We start from the raw sequence: 24,154 nt of genomic DNA, 5'->3' as shown, positions 1-24,154 counted from the left end.
CCGAAGCCGTCGTTGTCCGGGTCGCAGTAGCGCAAAGGCTCAGGGTCAAAGGCCACAGGTGCCTGCTCCACAACCAGCTCGAGCGTCGTCGTGTCGTAACAGCCCGTAGAGGTGTCCTCGACGCGTACAAAAACCGTCTGAGGGTTGGATATGTTGTCGTAAGGCACGGCAAGCGCGTTGGCTCCCGAAACGGCGTCCGCCAGGTCGAAGTGGTAGCTCACCGCATAGCCCGCGTTGTTGCCCGTGATCTCATCGTTTTTTATCTCCAGGTCGATCTCCGTAAGGCCGTCGGGCGTGCCGTCGTCGCAGACCTCAAGTGCCGTAGGCGCCACAACCACCGGCAAGGGGTTGGCCGTAAACTCAACCGTACTGATGTCAGGGCATATGCCGTTTGTCGTATACGCTATACTATAGGTCTCTCCCGGTGTTCCTCCGGTTACCGCTCCCGTGACCGGTTCGATTACCGCGCCGTCCGTCGGCAAGATATCAAATGCAAAGGTTCCTCCCATATCGCCGGTAATGCTCGCGATACCTCCATCGCAGGTCGGTGTTACCGAAAAACTAGGGTCGTCCCTCGGGTTTACGATAAGATTGAAAACCGGATTTGCAGATGCGCTGTAGCACGTTGCATCACTTATGGTCTCTACTCTGACCCATATCCCCTGAGGGCTAGAGGTGTTGGGATAAGGACTTGACAATGCATTGACACCGCCGTCTGCATCCACAAAGCTCAAATGGTAAGTCACATCGTAGTCCAAAGGGTCCTGGGCGCCCAAGATGTCAAAGGTCTGGGACTCCAGGTTGAAAAGCTCAGTCCCATCGTTCAATCCGTCGTCACAGACCTCCATGTCTGCTACCGGATTGATACTTGGTAAATCTGAAGTCGACAAAACAAAATTCAAATCTACAGCATCAAAACAAGTCTGGGTAAGATCTGCTAAACGAACATAAATAGTTTGTGGATTCGAAGTATTCGTATAATTGGTTGGTAATGGATTGACATTATCTATTGCATCTTGCTCTGATAAATGATATGATACAATAAATTCTGTTGGATCGAGCGTTCCTAAAACATTAGCATCATTTTGAGATAAATCAAACTCTGCTGTACCAGATGCACTACATTCAAATAAATCTACCGGAGAACTTGCGTTTGTTGGGTTTGGAATAAATTCTACAAAAACAGAGTCAAAAGATTGACATGTGCCTGAAAAAATGACATCCACAGAATATGTTCCGGTTTCTGATACAGAAATGATAGAACCGCTTTCTCCAGGAATCTCATTGCCTTCAAAATACCAAGTATGTGTGGCCGTTGGCACACCTGTATCTAACTCTACTGATGAGCCATCACAACGTGCTGTACCAGCAGCAATCGTAATATCTTCTCCAAGGTCTCCTCCTAGATCAAAACTTCCGGCTTTTAAAAAAACACCAGAATCCAATTGGGTATCTGATGCGTCCGCAATAACAAGTTTAATTGTATATGTTTCTCCTGGATTCACCGCAGATTGTGCTGTAAATACAGTAGTTCTACCATCAAAAGATATTGGTGGTCCATTTTGAGGTGTATACCCTCCAAAATATTGCTCATTAATTGCTGGACAAGATGAATTTGCAAGATGAATATTAGTAACTAAAATTGGCGTATTGGTACCTGGTAACACCGCAAGATTTGTAGTATTACCCATAGAGTCTGTTAATAAGAAGGCAAAAGCATCTGAAAAGTTACATTCAAAACTGCCCATATTATATTCCTCCGATGCCATTAAAAATTCAAAACTGATATTATCGGCCAATGGCACAAAATCGAATTGAATAAACGTGGCATTATTTGAAGTAATACCTACGGCATTATTTAAATCCATATCACCTTCCCATGAGGGAGTTCCCTCACTTAATGCATTATTATTTGGGCCACGAGCACGAGAAGCATCTCCAGAAGTTAACAAAACACCATCCTCAAAAGGAAAATTAATACCATCGCTAAAAAAATACCCTATCCCATTTGGTTCAATTGGACCAAAATTAATTCCTGTTGACCACGATATATTTGAAACCGAAGCACAAGGGCTATTTACAAGAACATCTTCAATTAATTCTTCTGGAGTAAATAAATCTTGATCTACAACAACATTTGGACCAAGAACAAAAACAGTAATCGTTTCTGTACCTGTACAGCCTTGTGGATTTTCATCTGTAGCGGTAAATGTTACTGTATAAGTACCTGCTATTGGAAATAGATGAGAAACATCTGTACCAGTTGCTGTTGTGCCATCGCCAAAGTCCCAGTTGTAAGTAGCATTTGAACCGTCTACCGAAAAAGTTGCACTACCCGAAAAATCAACAGTTTCTCCTGGTAAAATACTAATAACTCCTGTTGCATTTGGCTCTGGCGTAGTAGTGTCGATAGAAGCAACAATATCTTGACATGCAGTTGCACATAAAATATCAGCTTCCCAGCCATCTAATGTACCATCATTTAGAGCTGAAACAAACTCCAATGTTAAACAACCTGAGGTGTTAGTGTTTGAAGCGCTTACTGTGAATGCCCCAATAGGGCCTTGAAATGTCCCTAACAAGTTGGCTGCTGTATCATCACCATCATAAACATTCAAATAATCAGGATTAAGACCTAATTGAGTAGAAAAAGATAGAAAATCCAGTATAATAAATTCCCCTGTGTTCTGAGGACAAATTGTTGTCACTAAATTTTCATTATTGCTATAATTGGCAAACTCTCCACCAGAATCAAAAAACTTATCTGGGGCACATCTATTGAAGGTACCATTTTGCATAACTACATCTTGGGTATAACCAAAAAATGCAGACACAAGGGTAAGAACAATAATTAACTTCCTCATTGATTATCTTTTAGTCCTTTTTCAATTATGTAGTTATTAATTGACAAGGGGAGCAACAAAAAGACCTTTCAAATTTCAACAAATCTCTCTTTTTCATTAGATTTTTTCATTGGACACGAAATTTAATCAAATTAAATGAATTGACTTAAGAAAATAGTCACAAAACATAATGTTTGGGATTAACTTATAACCCGTTTATTTCATACTTTTGCAAATAAAAAAGATGCCAAAAACAAATATATCAATACATAACACTTCAAATGATACTATTTTGAAGTTTGAGGCTGATAGGTTTTTAACAAATCACAACAGCTTTGAGTTTAATAATATTGATGAAGCCAAGAATTCACCACTTGCTCAACAGTTGTTTTATTTACCCTTTGTTAAGAAGGTATATATTGCATCAAACTTTGTAGCAATTGAACGCTATAATATTGTTGAGTGGAAGGACGTACAGGATGAAGTAGCACAACAACTTGAAGATTATTTATCTAACGACGGAATTATAGTTACTGAAGATGCAATTAAACCTAAGGCAGCAGTTACAGTATATGCTGAGAGTACTCCAAACCCGAGTGTTTTAAAGTTTGTTTGCAATAAAGTATTGGTCCCAAACCTTTATGAGTTTTCTTCAATAGAAGATGCTAAACCTTCTCCTTTTGCTACGGCTCTATTTCAATTTCCATTTGTAAAAAATGTGTTTTTTGATAAAAACTATGTATCAATAACAAAATTTGACATAGTTGAATGGGAAGAAATCACAGTGCAAATAAGAGAATTTATTAAGACCTATGTTGAAGATGGCAAAACTATTTTAAATGATGATGCTCCTCAACAACTTAATAAAACTGAAGAAGCGATTGAACAGAAGTTTGAAGCATTAGATGACACCTCAAAGAATATCGTAAATATTTTAGAAGAGTATGTTAAGCCTGCCGTAGCAAGTGATGGTGGCAATATTGAATTTAAATCTTATGATGAAAACACAAAGAAAGTTCAAGTCTTGTTACAAGGTGCTTGCAGTGGTTGCCCTTCTTCAACTTTCACATTAAAAAATGGTATAGAAAATATGCTAAAAGAAATGTTGAATGATAGTGAAATTACTGTTGATGCGATTAATAATTAAAATGGTGACTTATTAGAGCAAATGGTGTCTTAAGTTAAGTAAGAATTAATAACTAAAATCATATCATTATGGCAGTTTTAAAAGTAATTGAAGTATTATCTAACTCAGATAAAAGTTGGGAAGATGCAACAAAAAAAGCAGTTAAGGAAGCATCTAAAACAGTAAAGAACATTCGTTCAGTTTACGTACAAGATCAAAGTGCAATTGTTAAAGGAGATGATGTCACTGAATTTAGAGTGAACCTAAAATTGACCTTTGAAGTAAAATAATTGAATTCGAGGCTCGGTGAAAACCGAGTCTTTTTTAATAAAAACATTTTATAAACATGGACACACAAAAATGGATTGATAAAGGCTACGAATTAATTATGGACTTTGGCCCAAAGGTTATTGGAGCTATAATTATATGGATCATTGGTAGTTGGATCATTAAATTAATTCTAAAAGCCCTAAAAAAGGCTATGAACAAAGCCAATTATGATGAGAGTTTAAAAAAGTTCTTACTCAATTTAACTAATTGGATTCTTAAAATAATATTAATCATTGTTGTTTTAGGAACAATGGGTGTCGAGACCACCTCGTTTGCAGCTATACTTGCTGCTGCTGGTTTAGCAATCGGACTTGCACTACAAGGCTCACTTGGTAATTTTGCTGGTGGTGTCTTAATAATGATTTTTAAACCATTTAAAATCGGAGATTTAATTGAAGCCCAAGGTGAAATAGGCGTTGTTAAAGAAATAGAAATTTTTACAACTAAATTAACAGGCTTATCTAATAGAGAAATTATCATTCCTAATGGTGCCTTATCTAATGGTAACATTATTAATTACACTTCAGAAGGAACTCGTCGAGTAGATCTAGTTTTTGGAGTTGGTTATGACTCAGATATTAAGAAAACAAAAGATGTTTTTAATGAAGTTTTATTATCTAACTCAAAAATATTAAAAGATCCAGCACCTACTGTTGCTGTTTCTGAACTAGCAGATAGTTCAATTAACTTTGTTGTTAGACCCTGGTGTAAGGTAGACGACTACTGGGATGTCTATTTTGGAGTAACTGAAGATGTTAAGAATGCATTGGATAAAGCGGGTATTGAAATACCTTATCCACACCAAGTTGAAATCCGTAAACAAGCTTAGGCTTTTTTTATAGCAACGAAATCCTTTAAGTAATAAGGTTCAAAATAAGCGACATCTTCGGTGTCGCTTTTTTTATGCTTTAACTCCGCCAAAGATGACATCTCATTAGCTGAAGGTAATTTATTTTCAACAAATACAGCATTAGGATGCTTAATTATGGATTTGGTTTTTTCAACACCACTTCCAATAAAATATACAAGTCCCTGTTTTAAATAATTGTCAAAACTAGTTTCTTCTAATATTTCAGCTTTTATATCTCTTACTTGCTTTAAGTTATTATCATAAACCGAAGAATAAACCTCTAAACGACGTGCATCTAGCATGGGTACAATATAACCTTTATCAATCTTTACCTGGTTAGCTAAACTCTCTAGAGTATCTATTGCAATTAATGGCTTATTTAAGGCGTAACACAGACCTTTTGCAGAAGACACTCCAATGCGCAATCCAGTGTAAGAGCCAGGACCTTTACTTACGGCAACAGCATTAATTTTTGATGGCTTTATTTCTGCTCTTTTAAATACTTCATCAATAAATAAGTGTAACGTCTCCGCATGAGAATAGCCTAGACTATTGTCCTCTTTTAAAACTAAAGTCTCTCCATCTTTAGATAGAGAGACTGAACAATTAGTGGTTGCTGTTTCTATATTAAGCAATAATGCCATTAAAAATATATCTCAATTATTCTGAATTGCCCTCAGATGATTCTACTGTCTTATTTTTTTCTTGAATTAGGTCACCAGGTTTTAATGTTTTAGAAACCATGTTATATGGTCCTGTAATAATTTTGTCTTCTTCCTCTAAACCAGAAACAATTTCAATGGACGAATCATCCTGTATTCCTGTCTCAACTACTCTTAGTTTTGCTTTACCATTGTCATTTATAAAAACACATTCAAACTTTTGTTCTTCAACTGGTGTGTCATTGTCTTCTGCATTGTTTTTTGAATAAGGCTTTCTAGTTGAACTCGTATCTGTTTTTATAACTATCGCACTAATTGGAACCGAAATTGCGTCTTTTTTTGTATTGGTTATAATATCAACAGTTGCCGTCATACCAGGCCTGAAAGGTGAATAACTTTCAGGTTTACCTTCAGTGAGGTCTTTATAAGATTCTTCTAAAATTCTCACCTTTACCTTAAAGTTTGTTACTTGATCTGCTGCTAAATTACCTGCCGCAGAATTGGCAATCTCTGTAACAATACCTTTAAACTCTTTCTTTAAATAGGCATCTACCTCAACAATTGTGGAGTCACCAATATTTACTTTAACAATATCATTTTCATTAACATCAACCTCGACTTCCATATTTTGTAAATTGGCTACTCTAAGAATTTCAGTACCAGCCATTTGTTGGGTACCAACAACACGCTCACCCTCTTCAACACTTAACAAAGAAATTGTTCCGCTCATAGGTGCATAAATCGTAGTTCTATTTAAGTTATCCGTGGCCTCGTTAACACTTGCTGCAGCACTTTGTACACTATAGTATGCAGAACTCTTACCAGCAACAGCAGTTTCATAGCTTGCGATAGAACTGTCCCAATCAGCTTTAGAAATAACCCCTTTATTGAAAAGTGCTTTATTCCTGTCATAATTTGCCTTTGCTTGTTTTAATGTTGCCTCAGCTTGCTCAAGATTTGCTCTAATATTTTGATAAGTAGCCTGCGATCTATTTACAGCAGATTGAATTAAATCTGGATTAACTCTCACTAAAAGATCACCTTTTTTAACTTCCTGACCTTCTTTAAATGGTAATTCTAAAATCTCACCAGACACTTCAGATGAAATCTTAACTTCCACCTCTGGCTGTATTTTTCCTGTAGCAGATACAGTCTCTACAATATCTTTTAATGTAACTTCTTTTACAGTAACTTCTTTAAAGTTTCCTTTTTTCCCAAACCATCCCATTTTAGATCCTGCAATTAGCAGAACCAGCATTAGAACAACAATTCCTATAATAATTTTTACTGTTTTACTCATAATCAAAACTTTAATTCAGTTGCTGGAATCCCAAAATATAATTCGAGAACTTTCAATTTAAATATGTAATCGTATTTGGCTCTATTTAATTCTATCCTAGAATTGTCATATCTCAACTTAGACTGACTGAAATCGAATGCATTTGTTAAACCTACATCATAACGTTCCTTAGCATAAGAATAGGCAAGTTCCTGGGATTCTAATGCTAATTGAGCCGCCTCATATGATTTTAGTGAACCTTTCGCATCTACATAAGCCTGATAAACTGTTGACTCTAAATCTAGTTCAGCTTGTTCCAATTGAAATCTCGCACGTTCTAAACTCACTCTACTTCTCTGAACATTGCTTTTTATATTAAAACCATTCAATATAGGGATATTTAATTGTAACCCATAACCTACACCGTCATTAAGATATAATTGATCAATAAGAGGGTCTGCTGGTACCTCTACAAGTGTAGCGTTTGGAAAATCTGCCACTACGGCTTGACCAGTAGCCTCTACTGTTCCTATTTGAGATGTAATAGTAGGGTTATTTGGATCTATCTCTTGCGAAAAATTTGGTGTATTGGCATATCTAGTATTATAACCAAAAAATGCACTTAAGGTAGGATAATTAGATCCTTTAGAAATCTTTAGATCCATTTCTGCAAGTTCTACATTTTGCTCAGCAATTTTTATTTCTGACCTATTCTCTTTTGCAGAGGCTATAATTGATGAAATATCTCTTGAGGCGACTCCATCATCTACAATATTGTAACCCTCATCTTCAATATCAAAGTTTTCGTAATCCTTAATTAATAATAATTGGGCAAGACCAATTAACGATATTTGAACATTATTTTGAGCATTTATAATTGCTTGTTGCTCACTTGCATCAGTTGCATTTATTTCGAGCAAATCACCACGAGGTAAGGAACCAGCTTCTACCAATTCTTCAGTTCTTTCAATTTGTTCTTTTGTAACTTGATTCTGTGAAATTAAAACCTCCAAATTTGCCTTGTTAAGGATTACCTGTAGATATCCATTGGCAACGAATAAAGAAATATCATCCTTCATTTTATCTAAACGATATTGACTCGATAATTTAGATATATCTGCTCTTTGTAATTGCCTAAAGTTTCTTAGGCCATTAAATAATGTGTAGTTCATATTAATACTACCTGAAGCAGATAAAAACGTAGTGGTACGCGCATTATTGGTAACTGGATCAAAACTTAAACCAGTATTTTCAGAAACACCAGAACCCGCACTAATTCCTGGAACAAAATTACCTTTTGCGGTTAGTTTTTCTATATCAGCAAGTTCTATATCTAATTCGCTTTGTTTTACAGAAATATTATTCTCCAAAGCATATTCTACACACTCTTTGAGTGTCCATTTTTTATTTTGTGCTTGTACAATTAATCCAAAAAGAAAAATTGCAAGAATGATTGATTTTTTCATGATGTCTATATGTCTAGATAAATCTTGTTGTGTTACAAAAAAAATGAATTAATTACGTCCTTGGAATTTAGGTGGTCCTTGAAGCTGATTCCAAACCTTTATTTCGTCTGTCTCAGATATACCCTCTTTAACCTCTACAAAAATACCATTGCTCAAACCTAACTCTACATCGCGTTTTTCAAATTTCTGATTACCTACTTCTATTTCAACAAAAGGTTTTTTTGTTTTCGTATCATACTGAACCAAGGCTTCCTTAATTGCTAAAACATCTTCTGTTTTATCAAGTATAATGGATGCATTTGCGCTTAAGCCAGCTCTTATAAATGTAGAATCTATTGCTTTTAAAGACCCTTTAATTTCAAATTGAATTGCACCATTTTCTTCTACTCCTTTTGGTGCAATATAATCTAAAACTGCATCAAATTTTTCGTTTTCAATTGCTCCAACGGTTATCTCTAAAGGTAAGCCCTCCTTAATTTTACCTACTTCACTTTCATCTACTTTTCCTTCAAAAATCATCTTTTTTACATCTGCTAAAGATGCAATTGAAGTACCTTCATTAAAATTATTTGCTTCAATAACTTGATTTCCAACTTTAACTGGCACATCTAATACCATCCCAGAAACAGTTGCTCTAACTTGTGTCTGGGCAATATTACCCAAACCAGAAGTTGTTCCCGTTTTTATTATATCGTAATTTTGGCGTGCTTGTTGCACATTTATTCTCGCCTGTTCTACACTTTGTTTTGCCTGCAAATAACTATTATTTACCTGATCGAACTCATTGGCTGCAATGACACCTTTATCAAATAATTCCTTTTGACGATTATAAATTGCTTTTTGGGTTTTAAAATTAATCTCAGCCGTTTCTAACGATGTTCTGTTAGATGCAATATTATTCTTTGCACTTGTTAAAGAAGAAACATTTGGTATTACTCTAATTTTTGCAATTAAATCTCCTTGATTCACATATTCTCCTGCTTCAATATATACTTCTTCAATCACACCAGAAATATTTGGCTTAATTAAAACTTCTTCTTTAGGTACTATACTACCTGTAGCAACTGTTTTAACGACAATAGTTTCTTTTGAAGCTTTTTCTGTAGTATATGTTACGGGATCTTCCTGGTTTTTGGACCATAAGTAATATAAGGCACCACTAAAAGTTATTACGATTAATATTAAAACAATTACAGTTGTTGTTCTTTTCATTTTTGATTTATTCTTTTTTCAATCAGGTTTAACAATTTATTCTATTCTTAAAGCATCTACAGGCTTCATTTTAGTTGCTCGAATTGCAGGAATTAATCCTGCTAATAAACCAGAAGCAACTAATATTATTAACGCTGTGAATACAACTTGCATACTGACACTTGGGTTTGCAAAATTTTCAACTGGTCCAGCATTGTCCAATATGGTATTCATTACCCAGATGACTAATGCCGCAAATGAAATACCTGTCATTCCAGATATAATTGTTAGAATTAAGCTTTCTTGTAAAATTTGTCCTTGTATTGTCAATGGAGTTGCTCCTAAAGCTCTTCTAACACCAATTTCATTTGTACGTTCTTTAACTACAATAAGCATAATATTATTGATCCCTATTATGCCAGACATAAGAACTAGTGCTCCCACAAAATAACCCACAAAGGCCAAAATATTGAAAAGGCCATTTATCCTACCAAACTCTTCCGATAAATCAAAGTGACCAATTGCTCTTACGTCTTCTGGATGTATGGTATGTCTATTTCTCAACAGTGCAAAAATCCGTTCCTTAACATCGGTTATACCAATTTTATCATTAGCTGTAATTGCCATCCAGCCAACTATATCGCCATAATTAAAGGCTTGATTAAATGTTGTAAAAGGTATAAAAATGGTATTTGCTTCTTCTTCTGAATCGCCTTGGCTATTAGTTATTTTAAATGTGCCAACGACCATAAAATTAACACCGTTAATTTTAATATAAGTCCCTATAACATCTTCATTTTTATCGTATAAACCAGCAACAACGTCAGGGCCAATAACGCATATCTTACGTTTATCGTTAATGTCTGAGTAATTCAAAAACCTTCCTTGTAAAATATCCATGGGCTTTTGCTTAATAAACTCTGGATAATCCCCATAAATCTGAAATGCTCCTGTCTCAGTTCCTCGTATAACATTATTTGCACCTTGATATCCACCTAGCTGGTTTCTTGGAGATACATATTTTAATTCTGGCACCTCTGCTTTAATAGCTGCAACATCATCAATTTTATAATTAAATCGTCTGGATTTAGGTAAACCTTTGTAGGCTATTGAAGTACCTTGAGTCCACATAAACATAGAATTAGTAGCAAAATTTCCAAAATCTGCAGTAACGCCATTTCTTAAACCATTAGTCAGAGCGAGTAACAATACAAGTATCATTATTCCCCAAAAAACACCAAATGCCGTAAGTAAGGTTCTTACCTTATTAGCATTTAGCGCTTCTAATATTTCTATCCAACGATCTTTATTAAACATTTTATTCGTCTCTTAACGCTACAATTGGTTTTATTTTGGCAGCTCGATAGGCGGGTATAAATCCTGCTAAAGCACCAGCTGCAACTAAAATAAAAACAGTTGTTATAGCGGTTTGAAAATCTACTTGAGGAAATTTGATAAATGGACTATCAACATAAGGCCCAGCTATTTCTAACAATCCCAATCCTAATATTAGACCAAATAACCCAGCAAACATAGTTACAAAAATTGCCTCTTGAAGAATCATGGCAATTATTGAAATTGGTATTGCGCCTAAGGCTTTTCTGATACCAATCTCCTTTGTTCTCTCCTTAACAATTATAATCATAATATTGCCTACACCAACAACACCAGCTATAATTGTACCTATTCCAATAAACCAAAAAACAGCCTTAATAGTATCTATTAATGAATATATTTTCTTAGCCTCTTCTAGTGTATTATAAACTCTAATTGCCGCAGTATCTTCTGGTGCCACAATGTGTTTTTGTTTTAAATCATTTTCAATTGCAAATGTTAGATTCTTAGAAAGCTCAACAGCTTCTTTGAAGTTTTCAGACATTTTTACTGTAAATGCCATATCCCTAATATTATCGCCTCCATTAAAGGCATTTTGTACAGTTGTTAAAGGCAAAAAAACATTACTTTCTTCTCTTTCACCACCTGGGTCAGTATAAACACCAACCACCTTAAAATTAATTCCCCAAATCGCAACATCCTTATCTATTGGATCTTTACCTTTAAACAAATCTGTCTTTACCTTATTTCCAATAATAGCAACTTTCTTACCTTCATTAATATCAGATAGATTAAGAAATCTGCCTTGTACTAAAGAAGCATTTTCTATGAACTGTTCGTCTGGCATCACACCTCTTACTCTATAGTTACCAGATTCATTTTTGTAAGTGATTTGTCCTCCCCATATACTATAACTAGCCGAACGGTATTCTAAGTTGTCATCGTAGGTAGTTCCAACAGTAGCAAAATCGTCGTCTTTTAATTGAATGTATCTACCTGGATTTAATCCTTTATAGCCTTTTGTAGTTCGTCTAGTTCTAACGCTTATTTTGTTGGTAGCATCTTGTTGAAATTCTGAAGTAACACCGTTTTCAATACCTGAGCTAAATCCCAATAGAATCACCAAAATAAAAATACCTGAGGCTACAGAAAGTCCTGTTAAGAAGGTTCTTAACTTATTCTTTCTTAAAGTTTCAAATATTTCTTGCCAACGTTCTATATTAAACATATTGATTGGCTCTAACTTGTTCTACTATACTATCCTTTATAATAACACCATCCTTTAGATTAACGATGCGCTTTGTCATGTGAGCAATATCATCTTCATGTGTAACAATAAGTACTGTTTTCCCCTCATCATTGATTTCTTGTATTAATTCTAATACACCATAAGAAGTCGTAGAGTCCAATGCTCCAGTTGGTTCGTCAGCTAATAATACTTTTGGTTCACTCGCTAATGCTCTTGCGATAGCTACTCTTTGTTTTTGACCTCCCGAAAGCTCACTAGGCAAATGATGTGACCATTCTTTTAAACCCACTTTTTCTAAGTAATGCTCAGCCTTTTCAATGCGCTCCTTGCGTGGAATTCCCTTATAATAAAGTGGCAAAGCAACATTATCGGTTGCAGATTTATAATTGATTAAATTAAAGGATTGAAAAATGAAACCTAAAAATTCATTCCGGTAGCGTGCCGCAGTTTTTTCATTGAGATTCTTGATAGGAACACCATCTAAAATATATTCTCCTTCATCTGCCTCATCAAGCATTCCTAAAATATTAAGTAAGGTGGATTTACCTGAACCCGAAGAGCCCATTATGGATACTAATTCTCCTTCTTTAACATTAAAATTAATTCCTTTAAGTACATGAAGCGAATTGCTTCCCATGTGGTAAGACTTATGTAAATCCTTAATTTGAATCATAATTGAGACTTAAATCTTGTGCAATATTATGAAAATCAGCTAGGTTTTTATGCCAACGAACTGTTAAGACTCCCCTCGGTTTTCGTATTACTAAGACTCTTAAATAGGATATTTGTTACAATGCCTCTGAAGTATTTTTTGTTTTTGAGGATTTATTGAATTTTTTATATAAAATAAACCCAAATACCGCAACTAAAATGTAGGGTATTGCCATTAAAAAGATGATACCATCATTAATACCCTCTGCAGCTGCCTGATCATCTCCACTCTCTAATACTGCCCTACACATTGCACATTGAGACCAAGTTTGAACAGTCCAAAAAACTGTAAAAAATATAAATGCTAATTTACGTTTCATCTTTTATGAATAATATGGAGATATCATAATGTAAACTATAACACCAGTTACTGCAACATAAAGCCACAACGGAAAAGTGATCTTCGCAATTTTTTTATGCTTTTCAATATTGTTTGTAATTGCTCTAACATAAGTAATTAGCACAAATGGTATTACGATAATAGATAACAATATGTGACTAACCAAAACAAAAAAGTAGATGTATCTTATAAATCCTTCACCACCAAATTTTGTTGAATCACTAGTCATATGATACGCAACATACATTACTAAAAATGCCACAGAGCACCATATGGCTGTTGTCATTAGATTTTGGTGAAGCACTATGTTTTTATTTTTTATAGCTATAAATGCAATTATTAATAATACTGCTGTCAGGCCATTAATAGTCGCATAGATTGGTGGTAAAAAAGTTAACGGTTCAACATCAAAGCCTAGTTCTCTTAAATTTACTCCAAACAATACAGCAACTGCCACTGGAATCACAATTGACAGTACAACGATCCATTTGTTATACTTTTTTTCTTTATCAATATCTACCTCGTTCATTCTCATTCTTTCAATAGTTTTGCTATATCTTCTTTTAAAATTGTTATCTCTTGCGAAATACCATCTTCATCTACACCTTGAGTTTCTGGTATTAACCCATTATAAAATATCAACGGATTGCCGAAATTATCTTGTCTTGACCTTATAAATCCTTCTTTATCTATTAGAGCAAAGTTACCTGAATGTTCAAAGCCACCTTCTACTGTTTCATCCCTAGCTGTGTACAAGTTAAATCCTTCATTGGCCAATTTATAAATTGCTTCCTCATCACCAGTCATTAAATGCCAATTAGGATTTGTTATACCATAGCGCTCTGCATAAGCTTTTAGTACTGCTGGGGTATCTATATCAGGTGTAATTGAAAATGAAGCGACTCCAAAATTTTCGAAACTATCAAATTCATTCTGAATCTCTACCAAATTTCTATTCATTATAGGGCAGATCGTTGGACATGTAGTAAAGAAAAATTCTACCACATAAACTTTTCCTAAATAGTCATTATTTGAAATAAGCTTTCCGTCTTGATTAGTAAAATTAAATTCTGGTACTTTTTTAGGTTTACCGTTTATTTCCAAATAAGATAAATCGCTTTTACTAGATTCATTACTAGAAACATTCTTACTTCGACTTTCTTCTCTGGTGATGTCATTGTTATTGATACGATCTATAATTTTTGGTACGAATATTATACCAAATACCAATATTATAAATGCTATACCTACGTATGAATAATTAGTTTTCTTACTCATCTGTTTTCTTTAAATCATTAGCACGTCTTGAATCAGAATCTTGAAACTTCCCTTTTCGTTTTTGTCTATATTCGGTAAATAGAATGCGCATATCTTCGCTCATTTTATTTTTTATTTCTGCGACTTGAATGCAATTGTAGGCGTAAAGCTGACTAACAGGTTTATTTGCTTCAATTTCATTCTTTTTTCTGTCATCTAATCGACCTCTTTGATTACGATCTTTATCAATAATAAAAACTTCATCCGAAGATAAGTTTTGATCTAAATTCTCAGTGGTTTTTAAGCTTCTATAAATTTCTAGTATTCTTGACTCTGGTAAGTAGACGTAATGCCAAAACTTAAGGTCCTCATATTTAGCAATTTCCTTATTCAGTTTATTGTATTCCTCTTCTGTTCCTTGTTCTCCAATAACTACAATTTGAAATTTTTTAAAGCCCTTAAATTTGTCATATACCAATTCCTTTAAGTTAGATCCTGCTATAGCCTTTTCGATAGGATTATTGCCAAAAAAGGCCAAAACGGTAATGTGATCTTGAAGCTTAATATCTTCAGAAATTGATATATCTGTTACATTATTATGAACAATCTCTAAGGGATTGTAATTGTGTGTTGAAGGATATAACAACATCAAAAACGCAACCGGTAAAAAAAATAAAATAGTTAATACTGCGTAACGTTTTATCCTCTCTTTTTTCATAATGCAAAAATAAAAAAGGTGGTTAAATAAAACCACCTTTTTAATATCATTTAACGTAATGCTACTCCTTAAAAATCGCGTTTTATAAGGGCATCATCGGTGTTGTAAACTTCAAATACATATCCACCTTCTTGAAGTAAGATGAAAATTAAGTAACAGATAAGAAATACAGCAGTCCATACTACCATTTTTCTTAGACTACCTTTCTCATCTCTCATGTGCATAAAGTCCCATGTAATATAGTATGCCTTAACGATAGTTAAAATAATAAATATTAAATTCAGAGGCTTCATATAGATAAAAGGCGATAAAATAATATTCCCCAAAGTAGCAAAGAAACCACCTTCAAAAGGAGATAACCAAGTCTGCATAAGTGCATCTGGTTTATATATACCTAATGCCACTTCGATAGCCGTTACAATAGTTAGGAAAACTAATACTCCCCAAATCTTTTGTGTGTTAGACTTAAATTTTAAAAGTCCTCTAAATATTTCTAGTTTATGCTCGTGTGCCATGACGTTTTTATAATCTTAATAATTTTAAACTAAGTAGAAGAATGTAAATACAAATACCCATACTAAATCGACAAAGTGCCAATAAAGACCTACTTTCTCGACCATCTCATAACTTCCTCTTCTCTCATAAGTTCCTAAAATCACATTAAAGAAAATGATGATATTAATTACTACGCCGGAGAAAACGTGGAATCCGTGAAAACCTGTTATAAAGAAAAAGAAATCAGCAAAAAGTGAGGTTCCATATTCATTGACTATAAGATTAGCTCCTTTCACAACCAATTGTCCGTTATTCTTAATCTGTTTTAAAGATTCTTCTCTAGACAAAACGGTTTTTTCGCCTTCTTCATTAATTATTTGATTTCTTACTAAAATATTTTCATTAGCGGCTAAACCACTATAAATTTCACTTACCGTATATGGTGGTAAAGACTCCTCAGTAACAAACCATAGACCATTTTTACGCTCGTGTTCTGCTCTTGCGCTTCCTTCAACTATAGCAAAATCATCTATAGAAATACGCTTAAATTTTTCATTACCATCTTCAGTTACGTACTCCCCAAACTGTAATATATTACCTCCTTTTGTTTGTACAGCACCATAATCTCCAGATATAAATGTTGCCCATTCCCAAGCTTGCGAACCAACGAAAATAGCACCACCGATTATAGTTAAGAACATATAGAAGGTAACTTTAGCCTTGTTCATATGATGACCTGCATCCACAGCTAATACCATTGTAACAGAAGACATAATAAGGATGAATGTCATAAACGCTACATAGATCATTGGTAATTCTTGACCATGTAAAAATGGAACGTGAGTAAATACCTCATCGGCAATTGGCCACTCTTTTATAAACTTGAATCTTGAAAAACCATATGCGGCCAAGAAACCCGAGAAAGTCAATGCATCTGATACGATGAAAAACCACATCATCAACTTACCATAACTTGCTCCTAATGGTTTATTACCACCTCCCCAAGTTTTTCCTTCTGTACCAGTATTCGCTACTGTAGAATCCATAGAAATTATTTAAATTTTAAGATTGGACAAAAATAATCAAATTATGTATCTAAAAAAATATAAAAACAAAAACAGAGCAAGCCAAAGTATATCTACAAAATGCCAGAAATTTGCAGCTAGTTCAAAACCTAACATATTATTGGAATTGTACTTCTGTTTAAAATGATTATAAATAACAATAATCAGTGCAATTAAGCCTGCAACTACGTGTGCAATATGCACCACAGCAATTATATAAATAAAAGAAATAGTAACATTACTTGTAGGCCCAGTAAAATTATAACCAGCTTCAATAATTTGGCTAAATCCAATAAATTGATTGTAGATAAAAGCAATTCCTAATCCAATGGTTAACAATAGACCTATTGTAACCATTTTCATATTGTTTTGCTTTAAAGCACGTTTTGCTAAAATAATTGTGAAACTACTTATCAAAATCACTAAAACACTTATTATAAAAGCATCTGGTAATTGAAAATCATTAAGCCAGTCTTCTCGTTTACGACTAACAATAAATGCACTTATTAGACCAGCAAATGTCATTATAAGAGAACCTATCCCAAACCATAACATCATTTTTTTAGATCTTTCCCTTTTCTCTTGCTGTGTTCCTTCTGTTAAATCCATCTAACTCAAAAATTTATCTGCTACATATATAATTTGCAACATAGTAATATAAAATACACTCGAAAGCATAAGTTGCTTTGCTGCTTTAACTGTTCGCTCCTTAAACAATCTAAATGCATAAAAAATCATTACAAAGCCTAAAAGTAATACTATAATAGCTCCTACTATTGAAAGCTTAAGATCGCCTGTAAAACCGAATACAGGTAAAATTGATACTAATGTGGTCCAAATACTATACATTATAATTTGCACTGCAGTACCTTTATCTGGTTTTCCTGTTGGTAGCATAAAAAAGCCACCTTTTTTGTAATCTTCATGCAAAAACCAACCGATTGACCAGAAATGTGGAAACTGCCAAAAAAACTGAATAGCAAACAAAGTACCTGGTTCAATCCCAAAGGCATTTCTTGCAGCAACCCAACCAAGCATGAATGGAATGGCTCCTGGTAATGCACCAACAAAAACCGATAAAGCAGTTTTTGTTTTTAAAGGCGTATATACACTTGTATATAAAAAAATAGAGATAGCGCCCCACATTGCTGTTTTTGGATTTATTACATATAATGTGATTAACCCTAATATTGTGAATGACGTTGCAATAATAAATGCAGTATTAACAGACATTCTACCAGCTGGTATAGGTCTGTTTTTAGTACGATCCATTAAGGCATCTAAATCTCTTTCGATAATTTGATTGTAAGCATTAGAAGCACCTACCATGAAGTATCCACCAATTGCCAATAACAAAAGAGTAATTAAATTAATTGATTCAGCACCAAGAAGGTAACCTGCTAATGAAGAAAAAACCACGCTAAGGGATAATCCCATTTTAGTGATTTCTTTGAAATCTGTAAATACAGAAACATTTGATACCGAAGATTTTGCGCTACTCACAACAATTTTTTAGCTTAATTCTTAGCGAGTGCAAAGATAACTTGAAAATTAATTATGACCAACGTAACTCTTTAGTTTTAATAATACTTTTAAGCTAAAAGTAAGAATCCTTACATTTACTAGACAAAATCAATTCAATCCACCATTATGAAACCTAATAAAATAATCTTATTACTCTTTGCTTCACTAATTAACCTCAATGCTAATGCACAAAGGTTTGATAAGGTTGAAATTAAGGCCGCACAGTTAACTGAAAAAGTATATATGCTTCAAGGCGCTGGAGGAAATATAGGCCTTTCTGTAGGTGATCAAGAAATATTCATTATTGACGATCAATTTGCTCCACTATCCCAAAAGATTTTAGATGCCATTAAAAAAATCAGTAATAAGCCTTTAACTTTTTTGGTTAACACACATTTTCACGGAGACCATACCGGTGGAAATGAAAATATGGCAAAAGCTGGCGCAACCATAATTGCACATGAGAATGTAAAAAAACGATTAAAAGGTATACAAAGAGATGGCACCTTTAAAAGCAAGGAGACTATTCCTGTAATAACTTTTAATGATAAACTGAACATTACAATTAATGATGAGGATGTGGCTGTATTTCATGTTTCTAATGCGCATACGGATGGTGATTCCATTTTATACTTTACTGAAAGCAATGTGCTTCATACTGGTGACACTTACTTCAATGGTCGTTATCCATATATTGATTTAAACTCTGGCGGTAGCATCAATGGATATATCGAGGCTGTTAAACGCGCCATGATTTTAATTAACGAAGACACAAAAATAATTCCTGGCCACGGGCAAGTATCTAATTTGACCGAATACAAAAGTTTTTTAAACATGCTTGAAACACTCCGAGGTAATATTCAAAATGCCATTGATTCTGGAAAAAGTGAAGAGGATATTCAATCGGATTCATCTCTAACAAAGGACTATGATGATTTAGATTATGGAACTGGTTTTATAAACAGTGAGCGTATTAGATTGACTATTTATAAAAGTTTAACCGGAAAATGATTTTAGAAATCGTTATACCAATTGAATAAATCGGTTCTTATCCCAATACTAAACCATAGTGTATTAGAATCCGTAGTTGATGCTGTAATTGCTTCAGGATTAAAGTCCCTGTAAATAATATTGGTAAACACCTTTAAATTGGTTTCTGGATTTAACAGGTAACCAGCTTGTATCTCGGTCATAAAACTATTCGTTTTGTTCCCTTGGCCAATTTTAATTCCTGTATCAGCAACACGATTATCTTCATCTGCATAAATATCACCTCCATAGTTAAAACTATCTTCAGTAGTATTAAAATCATAACCTCGTTGACCCATTATAAACTTAGCATCAGCAAACCATCTTTTATAATTATAACGACCAATTAAGACCAATTCCTTAAAGTTAGAACCCCAAAGATGAGCCATTGGTTGGTTAAAGTGTGCATAATTTAAAATGATGGAGTTATGTGAATATGTATAAGGTCTAACTTGGTTATATTCTGCTTGAAGTAATAGATTATCAATTTTAAATGCATTAAAATACTTTGCACCTAATTGAAAGCCAAATTTATTCTTCCAGCTTTTTTCACCAGCTTTTACATCACTTAGAGAAAACTCATCTAAAATAAATTGGCCATAAATATTTACTTTATTATTCCATTTATACTTTCCACTTAATCCTAAAATGGCATTACCTGCATCTTGCCCAGTTTGAAATTCTATTGCTCTGAAGAAAATAACAGGATTCAAATAATTAATATCAAATCCTCTGTCATTAGTATCAGCCCACATAACGGATTCAAACAATCCTATGTTAAGTCTCTTGGAAACATTCCAACTTAAATAATGGTTTGCCATATACTTCGTAAAGAATGCACCATCTACTGTCACTTCAGGACGGACATCTTTTAACCACATCCATGTGCTGGTATACTTAATTTTCCAGAAACTAGCATTAAGCTTTAAAAAAGGATATGGACTTGATACATCACTTTGAAACAAAGATCTATAACCATCACCTATAAAATTTTTACCGTGCCCAAACTGGATATTCAAAAAATCTGCAGGAGTATATGATAAATAAGCCTCTGCTACAGGATAATCGTATGAGTCCGTTTTAAATCGCTTAGCAATACCTCGACCAGGAATAATTGCCGGATCTGGCCCAAACGCTTTTAAGCTCTCAGCATACCTATTAAAATAATCCGCAAATCGTCCTTGACTCTCATAAATTGATGAAGTAATATTAAATCGTTTACCCAAACCGGCTTGAATAAATATACCTCTGGTATTATTCCAAGTAGAACTAAAATCAGCTTCTGTATCTTTTCCAACCTGTAAGTCTAGTATTGGATCTACTGTAAACCAATAATCCCTGCCTTGAACTTGCACTAAGTGCTCATTATAAAGTTTCCTACCAAGCCAAGAATCAGTTGCTTTTACCAAACTCTCTTTTTCTGCTTTTATATCATAATATTTGGAAACATCTGCATATATAAATGGTTTTGCAGCAGTATGGCTATTGGTACCAATAGCATTCATTTCGTCATCAAATCTCGCGTAATATGAGTGAGTAAACGGTACATTAAGCTGACTTATATACTCTAGTTTTTCAAAAGCTTTTACCTCATCATTAATTTTATCAAACTCATTTGACAAGGTTGCATTTAAACTATCCTTTGAAGTTAAGCTATTGCTATCATCAACTATACTCTCCATTACTGGCTCTTGCAACGGAATAGAAATTTCGATACTATACTGAACAAATGTTGGATTACCATTGTATGTAGCGGGTTTTATCTCAGGCAGCAAATTAAAAACACGCCTTGCTTCTTTCTTTAATTCCTCATAAATGGCATCTAAATAAATAACTCTAAACTCACCTTTTCTATTCACTTCAAACAATACTTGAACATCACCTTTGTATGATTCCTCTTCTACAATTTCTGGCACCTCAAAATTCTCGTAAATGAATTTATTTAAAGTGAAATTGAAACAAGGTTTTAATTGGTTTATCGCAACTGAATCACAGTCTTTAAACACAGGAGGTTTTTCATAAGTTGATAGGTTTTGACCATCACAAAACAAGGAAATAAAAATTGCAACAAAAGGCAAAATTCGCTTCATATAGAAAGATTAGTTAATTGTACGAAAGATACTTAATTTTTGGTATCGTCTAAAACAAAAAACCGTTATTGAAACAATAACGGTTAACATCTGTTAATATTTTTAATTAATCTCGCGCGTCGTACATAATCGGTAGCGTATATCTTACTCCTACAGGAATATTGCGCTGCATTCCAGGTTCCATCTTTGGTATTTTGTTAATGACTCTTTCAGCTTCTTTTTCTAATACACTATGTGTACCTCTTACCTTAATATCAATTATATTACCTTCTTTATCAATTGTAAATTGCGTGTAGATTCTTTGTCTACCAGAAATTCCAAATTGAGACCCTACATCTAAATTAAACTTTCTATTAATAAGTTTAGAAATTTTGTTTGACATACATTTTTTGCGTTCATCATTTGTATCATACTTTTCACAACCTGGATAAACCGGTACCTTTTCTATATTAACCCATTCTACTAATAGCTCTCCTTTTTCTATATCATTATCAATCTCAGGTATCGCAGTAATTGATAACGGTTCTGTAGCGGGCTCAGTAGTATCGGGTGTATTTATAATCTTTTCAATTTTTGGAGTGTCATCTTCTACTAATCTATAAACATCCTTTAATGTCTTACTCGGCAGTGGTTTTGTATCCTTTGGTTCAATCACTTCAACTTCAAAAGGTTTAACATAATCAATTGAAACAATTTTGTCAGTTGGTTTTTCTTTTGAAAGAATAAGTACCTTATTCTGAAATTGCATTTCGAAAAGTGCATAAGTACCTAGCAAGCAAAGTATCAACCCTATTTGGAAATAAAGGGTTGTGTTTTTTTGTAAATTTGCATCATGCTTTCGTGGCTTCTTTGTTTCAACAATGCTCTGACCAGCATTATTGAAACCTCGTTTAGAGTTTTTCATAATATGTTTATTTAAAATGTTAATATTTTGAAAAAGTCACAATAAGCATACCAAAAGGAAAATCCCGTTCAATTAATTTTGAACGGGATTTTTATAATATAAATATGTATTTTAAATCTAGTCTTGTACTTGAAATACAATTGGCAAAGAATAAGGTACAATTACCGATTTTCCTCTTTGCCTGCCTGGTTTCATTTTAGGCAATAAACTAATAACACGCTTAGCTTCTTTTTCTAAACCAGGGTGAGGACCACGAGCACCTACACCAACTATATTTCCTGATTTGTCAATTTTAAATGACACGAATATACGTTTTCTACCAGCTGGTAAACCCAAATCACTAGCTAACTCAGTATTAAACTTTTTATTTACAAACTTTGCAACCTTCTCAGACATACACTTCTTTTTAGCAGCGTTGCCTTTCTTATTTTCGCAACCAGGGAAAACAGGTACATTTTCGATTACCGAGAACGGAACCTCTATATCTTCTTCTACTTCTTCTACTTCAATTTCCTCAACCTCTACAATCTCTGCTTCCATTTCAGTTTCTGTAGATTCAATAACGGTTTCTTCTACCTCTTCTTCATCTTCAACAACCTCAATAACTTCTGGAGCAGCCGGTGGAGGTGGAGGTGGAGGTGGAGGTGTAACAATCTGTTCTGTGATTGGCACTTCCTCTTCTAACTCGTCATCTAGATTTAATGTATCTAAAGCGATATCACTTTTATCATAAGTCTTATAATTAATAGACATGTAAGTGATTGCTAGCATTAACGCAAGACCAACTGCAAAATAAATTGAACTATTACGACTTACATCGGACTTTGGATTCTTCTTAGGTTCCATAATACTGGGTTTTATAACATCGCTAATTTAATTAATAAAAAGTAAAAAAAGCAAGGCTTTCAATTATTTTAACTTTAACAGTGTGAATCTTATCGCAATTAATGTGCCAATGAATGCACCTAAAGCATTTGCAAGCATATCCAAAACATCAAAAGATCTATTTGGATTTAACACTAATTGTAACACCTCCAAAAGTGTGCCAAGTGCAACAGTTGCAATTAACACTTTATTATAAGTAGCTTTGCTTTGAAGTGGTTTGACATAAGTAATCCAGATTATTGCTAATATAAAATATGCAACAAAGTGTAATATTTTATCATCAAAAGTGGATCCTAAATCTGGTATATCCGGAATATTAATAAGACTTAATACAATCAGTGCAATTGTATATGAAATGGCCACTACTAGAAGAAGGTTTTTAACCACTAATCAACTCCTTATAATCATCTGCCGATAACAAACTTTCAATTTGAGAATCATCACTGATTTTCAGTTTAATCATCCAACCATCACCATAAGGATCAGTGTTTACCTTTTCAGGTTCATCTTCTAATCCTTCATTGAATTCAATTATTTCACCAGAAAGTGGCAAGAATAAATCAGATACAGTTTTTACAGCTTCAACAGTACCAAAAACCTCTTCGGCATCTAATGATTCATCAAGGGTATCAACCTCAACATATACTATATCTCCCAATTCTCCTTGTGCAAAATCTGTAATTCCTACAGTTGCTACATCACCTTCTATTTTAATCCACTCGTGATCTTTAGTGTATTTTAATTCTGATGGTATATTCATCTTTTAATGTTGTAATAAATTAGTTGAAACAAAAATAATTTTTTAA

Annotated in this window: 25 protein-coding genes; 4 read left to right on the top strand and 21 right to left on the bottom strand. The window is 33.9% G+C overall.

Annotation, left to right across the window (positions count from 1 at the left end; genetic code table 11):
• A partial coding sequence (locus ACFWV9_RS05945; protein ID WP_411894316.1) for a choice-of-anchor L domain-containing protein occupies positions 1-2,864 on the bottom strand: 2,864 nt, incomplete at its 3' end.
• 223 nt (positions 2,865-3,087) lie between these two features.
• On the opposite strand from ACFWV9_RS05945, the gene ACFWV9_RS05940 reads away from it, so the two are divergent.
• The 3 genes from ACFWV9_RS05940 to ACFWV9_RS05930 all read left to right on the top strand — a co-directional run bounded on the left by ACFWV9_RS05940 (position 3,088) and on the right by ACFWV9_RS05930 (position 5,128).
• On the top strand, positions 3,088-3,990 hold the full coding sequence (locus ACFWV9_RS05940; RefSeq protein WP_411894315.1) for a NifU family protein: 903 nt from the start codon (positions 3,088-3,090) through the stop codon (positions 3,988-3,990).
• A gap of 68 nt (positions 3,991-4,058) precedes the next feature.
• Positions 4,059-4,259, top strand: a complete 201-nt coding sequence (locus tag ACFWV9_RS05935) for a dodecin family protein (protein WP_138432236.1) — start codon at positions 4,059-4,061, stop codon at positions 4,257-4,259.
• Positions 4,260-4,315: 56 nt separating this feature from the next.
• Positions 4,316-5,128: a mechanosensitive ion channel family protein gene (locus ACFWV9_RS05930; protein WP_411894314.1), complete on the top strand. Its 813-nt coding sequence runs from the start codon at positions 4,316-4,318 to the stop codon at positions 5,126-5,128.
• On the opposite strand, the gene tsaB is transcribed toward ACFWV9_RS05930, so the two are convergent.
• The 15 genes from tsaB to cyoE form a co-directional block, all read right to left on the bottom strand.
• Positions 5,125-5,793 carry a tRNA (adenosine(37)-N6)-threonylcarbamoyltransferase complex dimerization subunit type 1 TsaB gene (gene tsaB / locus ACFWV9_RS05925; RefSeq protein WP_411894313.1) on the bottom strand — a complete coding sequence of 223 codons (669 nt, stop codon included), beginning with the start codon at positions 5,791-5,793 and terminating at the stop codon, positions 5,125-5,127. The two genes, ACFWV9_RS05930 and tsaB, sit on opposite strands and share 4 nt — an antisense overlap.
• 16 nt (positions 5,794-5,809) lie before the next feature.
• Positions 5,810-7,111, bottom strand: a complete 1,302-nt coding sequence (locus ACFWV9_RS05920) for an efflux RND transporter periplasmic adaptor subunit (protein WP_411894312.1) — start codon at positions 7,109-7,111, stop codon at positions 5,810-5,812.
• A gap of 2 nt (positions 7,112-7,113) precedes the next feature.
• On the bottom strand, positions 7,114-8,556 hold the full coding sequence (locus ACFWV9_RS05915) for a TolC family protein (RefSeq protein WP_411894311.1): 1,443 nt from the start codon (positions 8,554-8,556) through the stop codon (positions 7,114-7,116).
• Positions 8,557-8,604: 48 nt separating this feature from the next.
• Complete coding sequence (locus ACFWV9_RS05910) at positions 8,605-9,768, bottom strand: efflux RND transporter periplasmic adaptor subunit (RefSeq protein ID WP_411894310.1); 1,164 nt, start codon at positions 9,766-9,768, stop codon at positions 8,605-8,607.
• Positions 9,769-9,804: 36 nt separating this feature from the next.
• On the bottom strand, positions 9,805-11,064 hold the full coding sequence (locus tag ACFWV9_RS05905; protein ID WP_411894309.1) for an ABC transporter permease: 1,260 nt from the start codon (positions 11,062-11,064) through the stop codon (positions 9,805-9,807).
• Between the two features lies 1 nt (position 11,065).
• The gene (locus tag ACFWV9_RS05900) at positions 11,066-12,310 is read right to left on the bottom strand and encodes an ABC transporter permease (RefSeq protein ID WP_411894308.1); all 1,245 of its coding nucleotides are present in this window, start codon (positions 12,308-12,310) and stop codon (positions 11,066-11,068) included.
• Positions 12,303-13,004 carry an ABC transporter ATP-binding protein gene (locus ACFWV9_RS05895; RefSeq protein WP_411894307.1) on the bottom strand — a complete coding sequence of 234 codons (702 nt, stop codon included), beginning with the start codon at positions 13,002-13,004 and terminating at the stop codon, positions 12,303-12,305. The genes ACFWV9_RS05900 and ACFWV9_RS05895 overlap by 8 nt, the downstream gene beginning before the upstream one ends.
• Before the next feature lie 115 nt (positions 13,005-13,119).
• Positions 13,120-13,362: a hypothetical protein gene (locus tag ACFWV9_RS05890; RefSeq protein ID WP_411894306.1), complete on the bottom strand. Its 243-nt coding sequence runs from the start codon at positions 13,360-13,362 to the stop codon at positions 13,120-13,122.
• Between the two features lie 3 nt (positions 13,363-13,365).
• On the bottom strand, positions 13,366-13,911 hold the full coding sequence (locus ACFWV9_RS05885) for a DUF420 domain-containing protein (protein WP_411894330.1): 546 nt from the start codon (positions 13,909-13,911) through the stop codon (positions 13,366-13,368).
• Positions 13,912-13,913: 2 nt separating this feature from the next.
• The gene (locus ACFWV9_RS05880; protein WP_411894305.1) at positions 13,914-14,660 is read right to left on the bottom strand and encodes an SCO family protein; all 747 of its coding nucleotides are present in this window, start codon (positions 14,658-14,660) and stop codon (positions 13,914-13,916) included.
• Positions 14,653-15,357, bottom strand: coding sequence for a hypothetical protein (locus ACFWV9_RS05875; RefSeq protein ID WP_411894304.1), 705 nt, complete (start codon positions 15,355-15,357; stop codon positions 14,653-14,655). The genes ACFWV9_RS05880 and ACFWV9_RS05875 overlap by 8 nt, the downstream gene beginning before the upstream one ends.
• A gap of 68 nt (positions 15,358-15,425) precedes the next feature.
• Positions 15,426-15,872: a cytochrome C oxidase subunit IV family protein gene (locus tag ACFWV9_RS05870; RefSeq protein WP_411894303.1), complete on the bottom strand. Its 447-nt coding sequence runs from the start codon at positions 15,870-15,872 to the stop codon at positions 15,426-15,428.
• 24 nt (positions 15,873-15,896) lie between these two features.
• Positions 15,897-16,898 (bottom strand): cytochrome c oxidase subunit 3, encoded by a 1,002-nt coding sequence (locus ACFWV9_RS05865; protein WP_411894302.1) that lies wholly within the window; start codon positions 16,896-16,898, stop codon positions 15,897-15,899.
• A gap of 36 nt (positions 16,899-16,934) precedes the next feature.
• Positions 16,935-17,525 carry a heme-copper oxidase subunit III gene (locus tag ACFWV9_RS05860; RefSeq protein WP_411894301.1) on the bottom strand — a complete coding sequence of 197 codons (591 nt, stop codon included), beginning with the start codon at positions 17,523-17,525 and terminating at the stop codon, positions 16,935-16,937.
• Positions 17,526-18,419 carry a heme o synthase gene (cyoE, locus tag ACFWV9_RS05855; protein WP_411894300.1) on the bottom strand — a complete coding sequence of 298 codons (894 nt, stop codon included), beginning with the start codon at positions 18,417-18,419 and terminating at the stop codon, positions 17,526-17,528.
• Positions 18,420-18,566: 147 nt separating this feature from the next.
• Between cyoE and ACFWV9_RS05850 the strand changes: the two genes are divergently transcribed.
• On the top strand, positions 18,567-19,451 hold the full coding sequence (locus ACFWV9_RS05850; RefSeq protein WP_411894299.1) for an MBL fold metallo-hydrolase: 885 nt from the start codon (positions 18,567-18,569) through the stop codon (positions 19,449-19,451).
• A 2-nt stretch (positions 19,452-19,453) separates the two neighbouring features.
• Here ACFWV9_RS05850 and ACFWV9_RS05845 read toward each other — a convergent pair whose 3' ends face one another.
• The 5 genes from ACFWV9_RS05845 to gcvH form a co-directional block, all read right to left on the bottom strand.
• Complete coding sequence (locus ACFWV9_RS05845) at positions 19,454-21,559, bottom strand: gliding motility protein RemB (RefSeq protein WP_411894298.1); 2,106 nt, start codon at positions 21,557-21,559, stop codon at positions 19,454-19,456.
• A gap of 106 nt (positions 21,560-21,665) precedes the next feature.
• Positions 21,666-22,463: an energy transducer TonB gene (locus ACFWV9_RS05840; protein WP_411894297.1), complete on the bottom strand. Its 798-nt coding sequence runs from the start codon at positions 22,461-22,463 to the stop codon at positions 21,666-21,668.
• Between the two features lie 117 nt (positions 22,464-22,580).
• A complete protein-coding gene (locus tag ACFWV9_RS05835) occupies positions 22,581-23,309 on the bottom strand; it encodes an energy transducer TonB (RefSeq protein WP_411894296.1) in 729 nt (242 codons plus the stop codon).
• Positions 23,310-23,372: 63 nt separating this feature from the next.
• Positions 23,373-23,711 (bottom strand): VanZ family protein, encoded by a 339-nt coding sequence (locus tag ACFWV9_RS05830; RefSeq protein ID WP_411894295.1) that lies wholly within the window; start codon positions 23,709-23,711, stop codon positions 23,373-23,375.
• Positions 23,712-23,727: 16 nt separating this feature from the next.
• Entirely contained in the window at positions 23,728-24,108 is a 381-nt protein-coding gene (gcvH, locus tag ACFWV9_RS05825; protein ID WP_411894294.1) for a glycine cleavage system protein GcvH, read from the bottom strand.
• Positions 24,109-24,154 lie beyond the last annotated feature (46 nt).

This window comes from Winogradskyella sp. A2 (assembly GCF_046762865.1).
GTDB lineage: Bacteria > Bacteroidota > Bacteroidia > Flavobacteriales > Flavobacteriaceae > Winogradskyella.
Note: the sequence above shows the minus strand (reverse complement) of the source record. Positions and strands in the feature narration are given on the sequence as shown.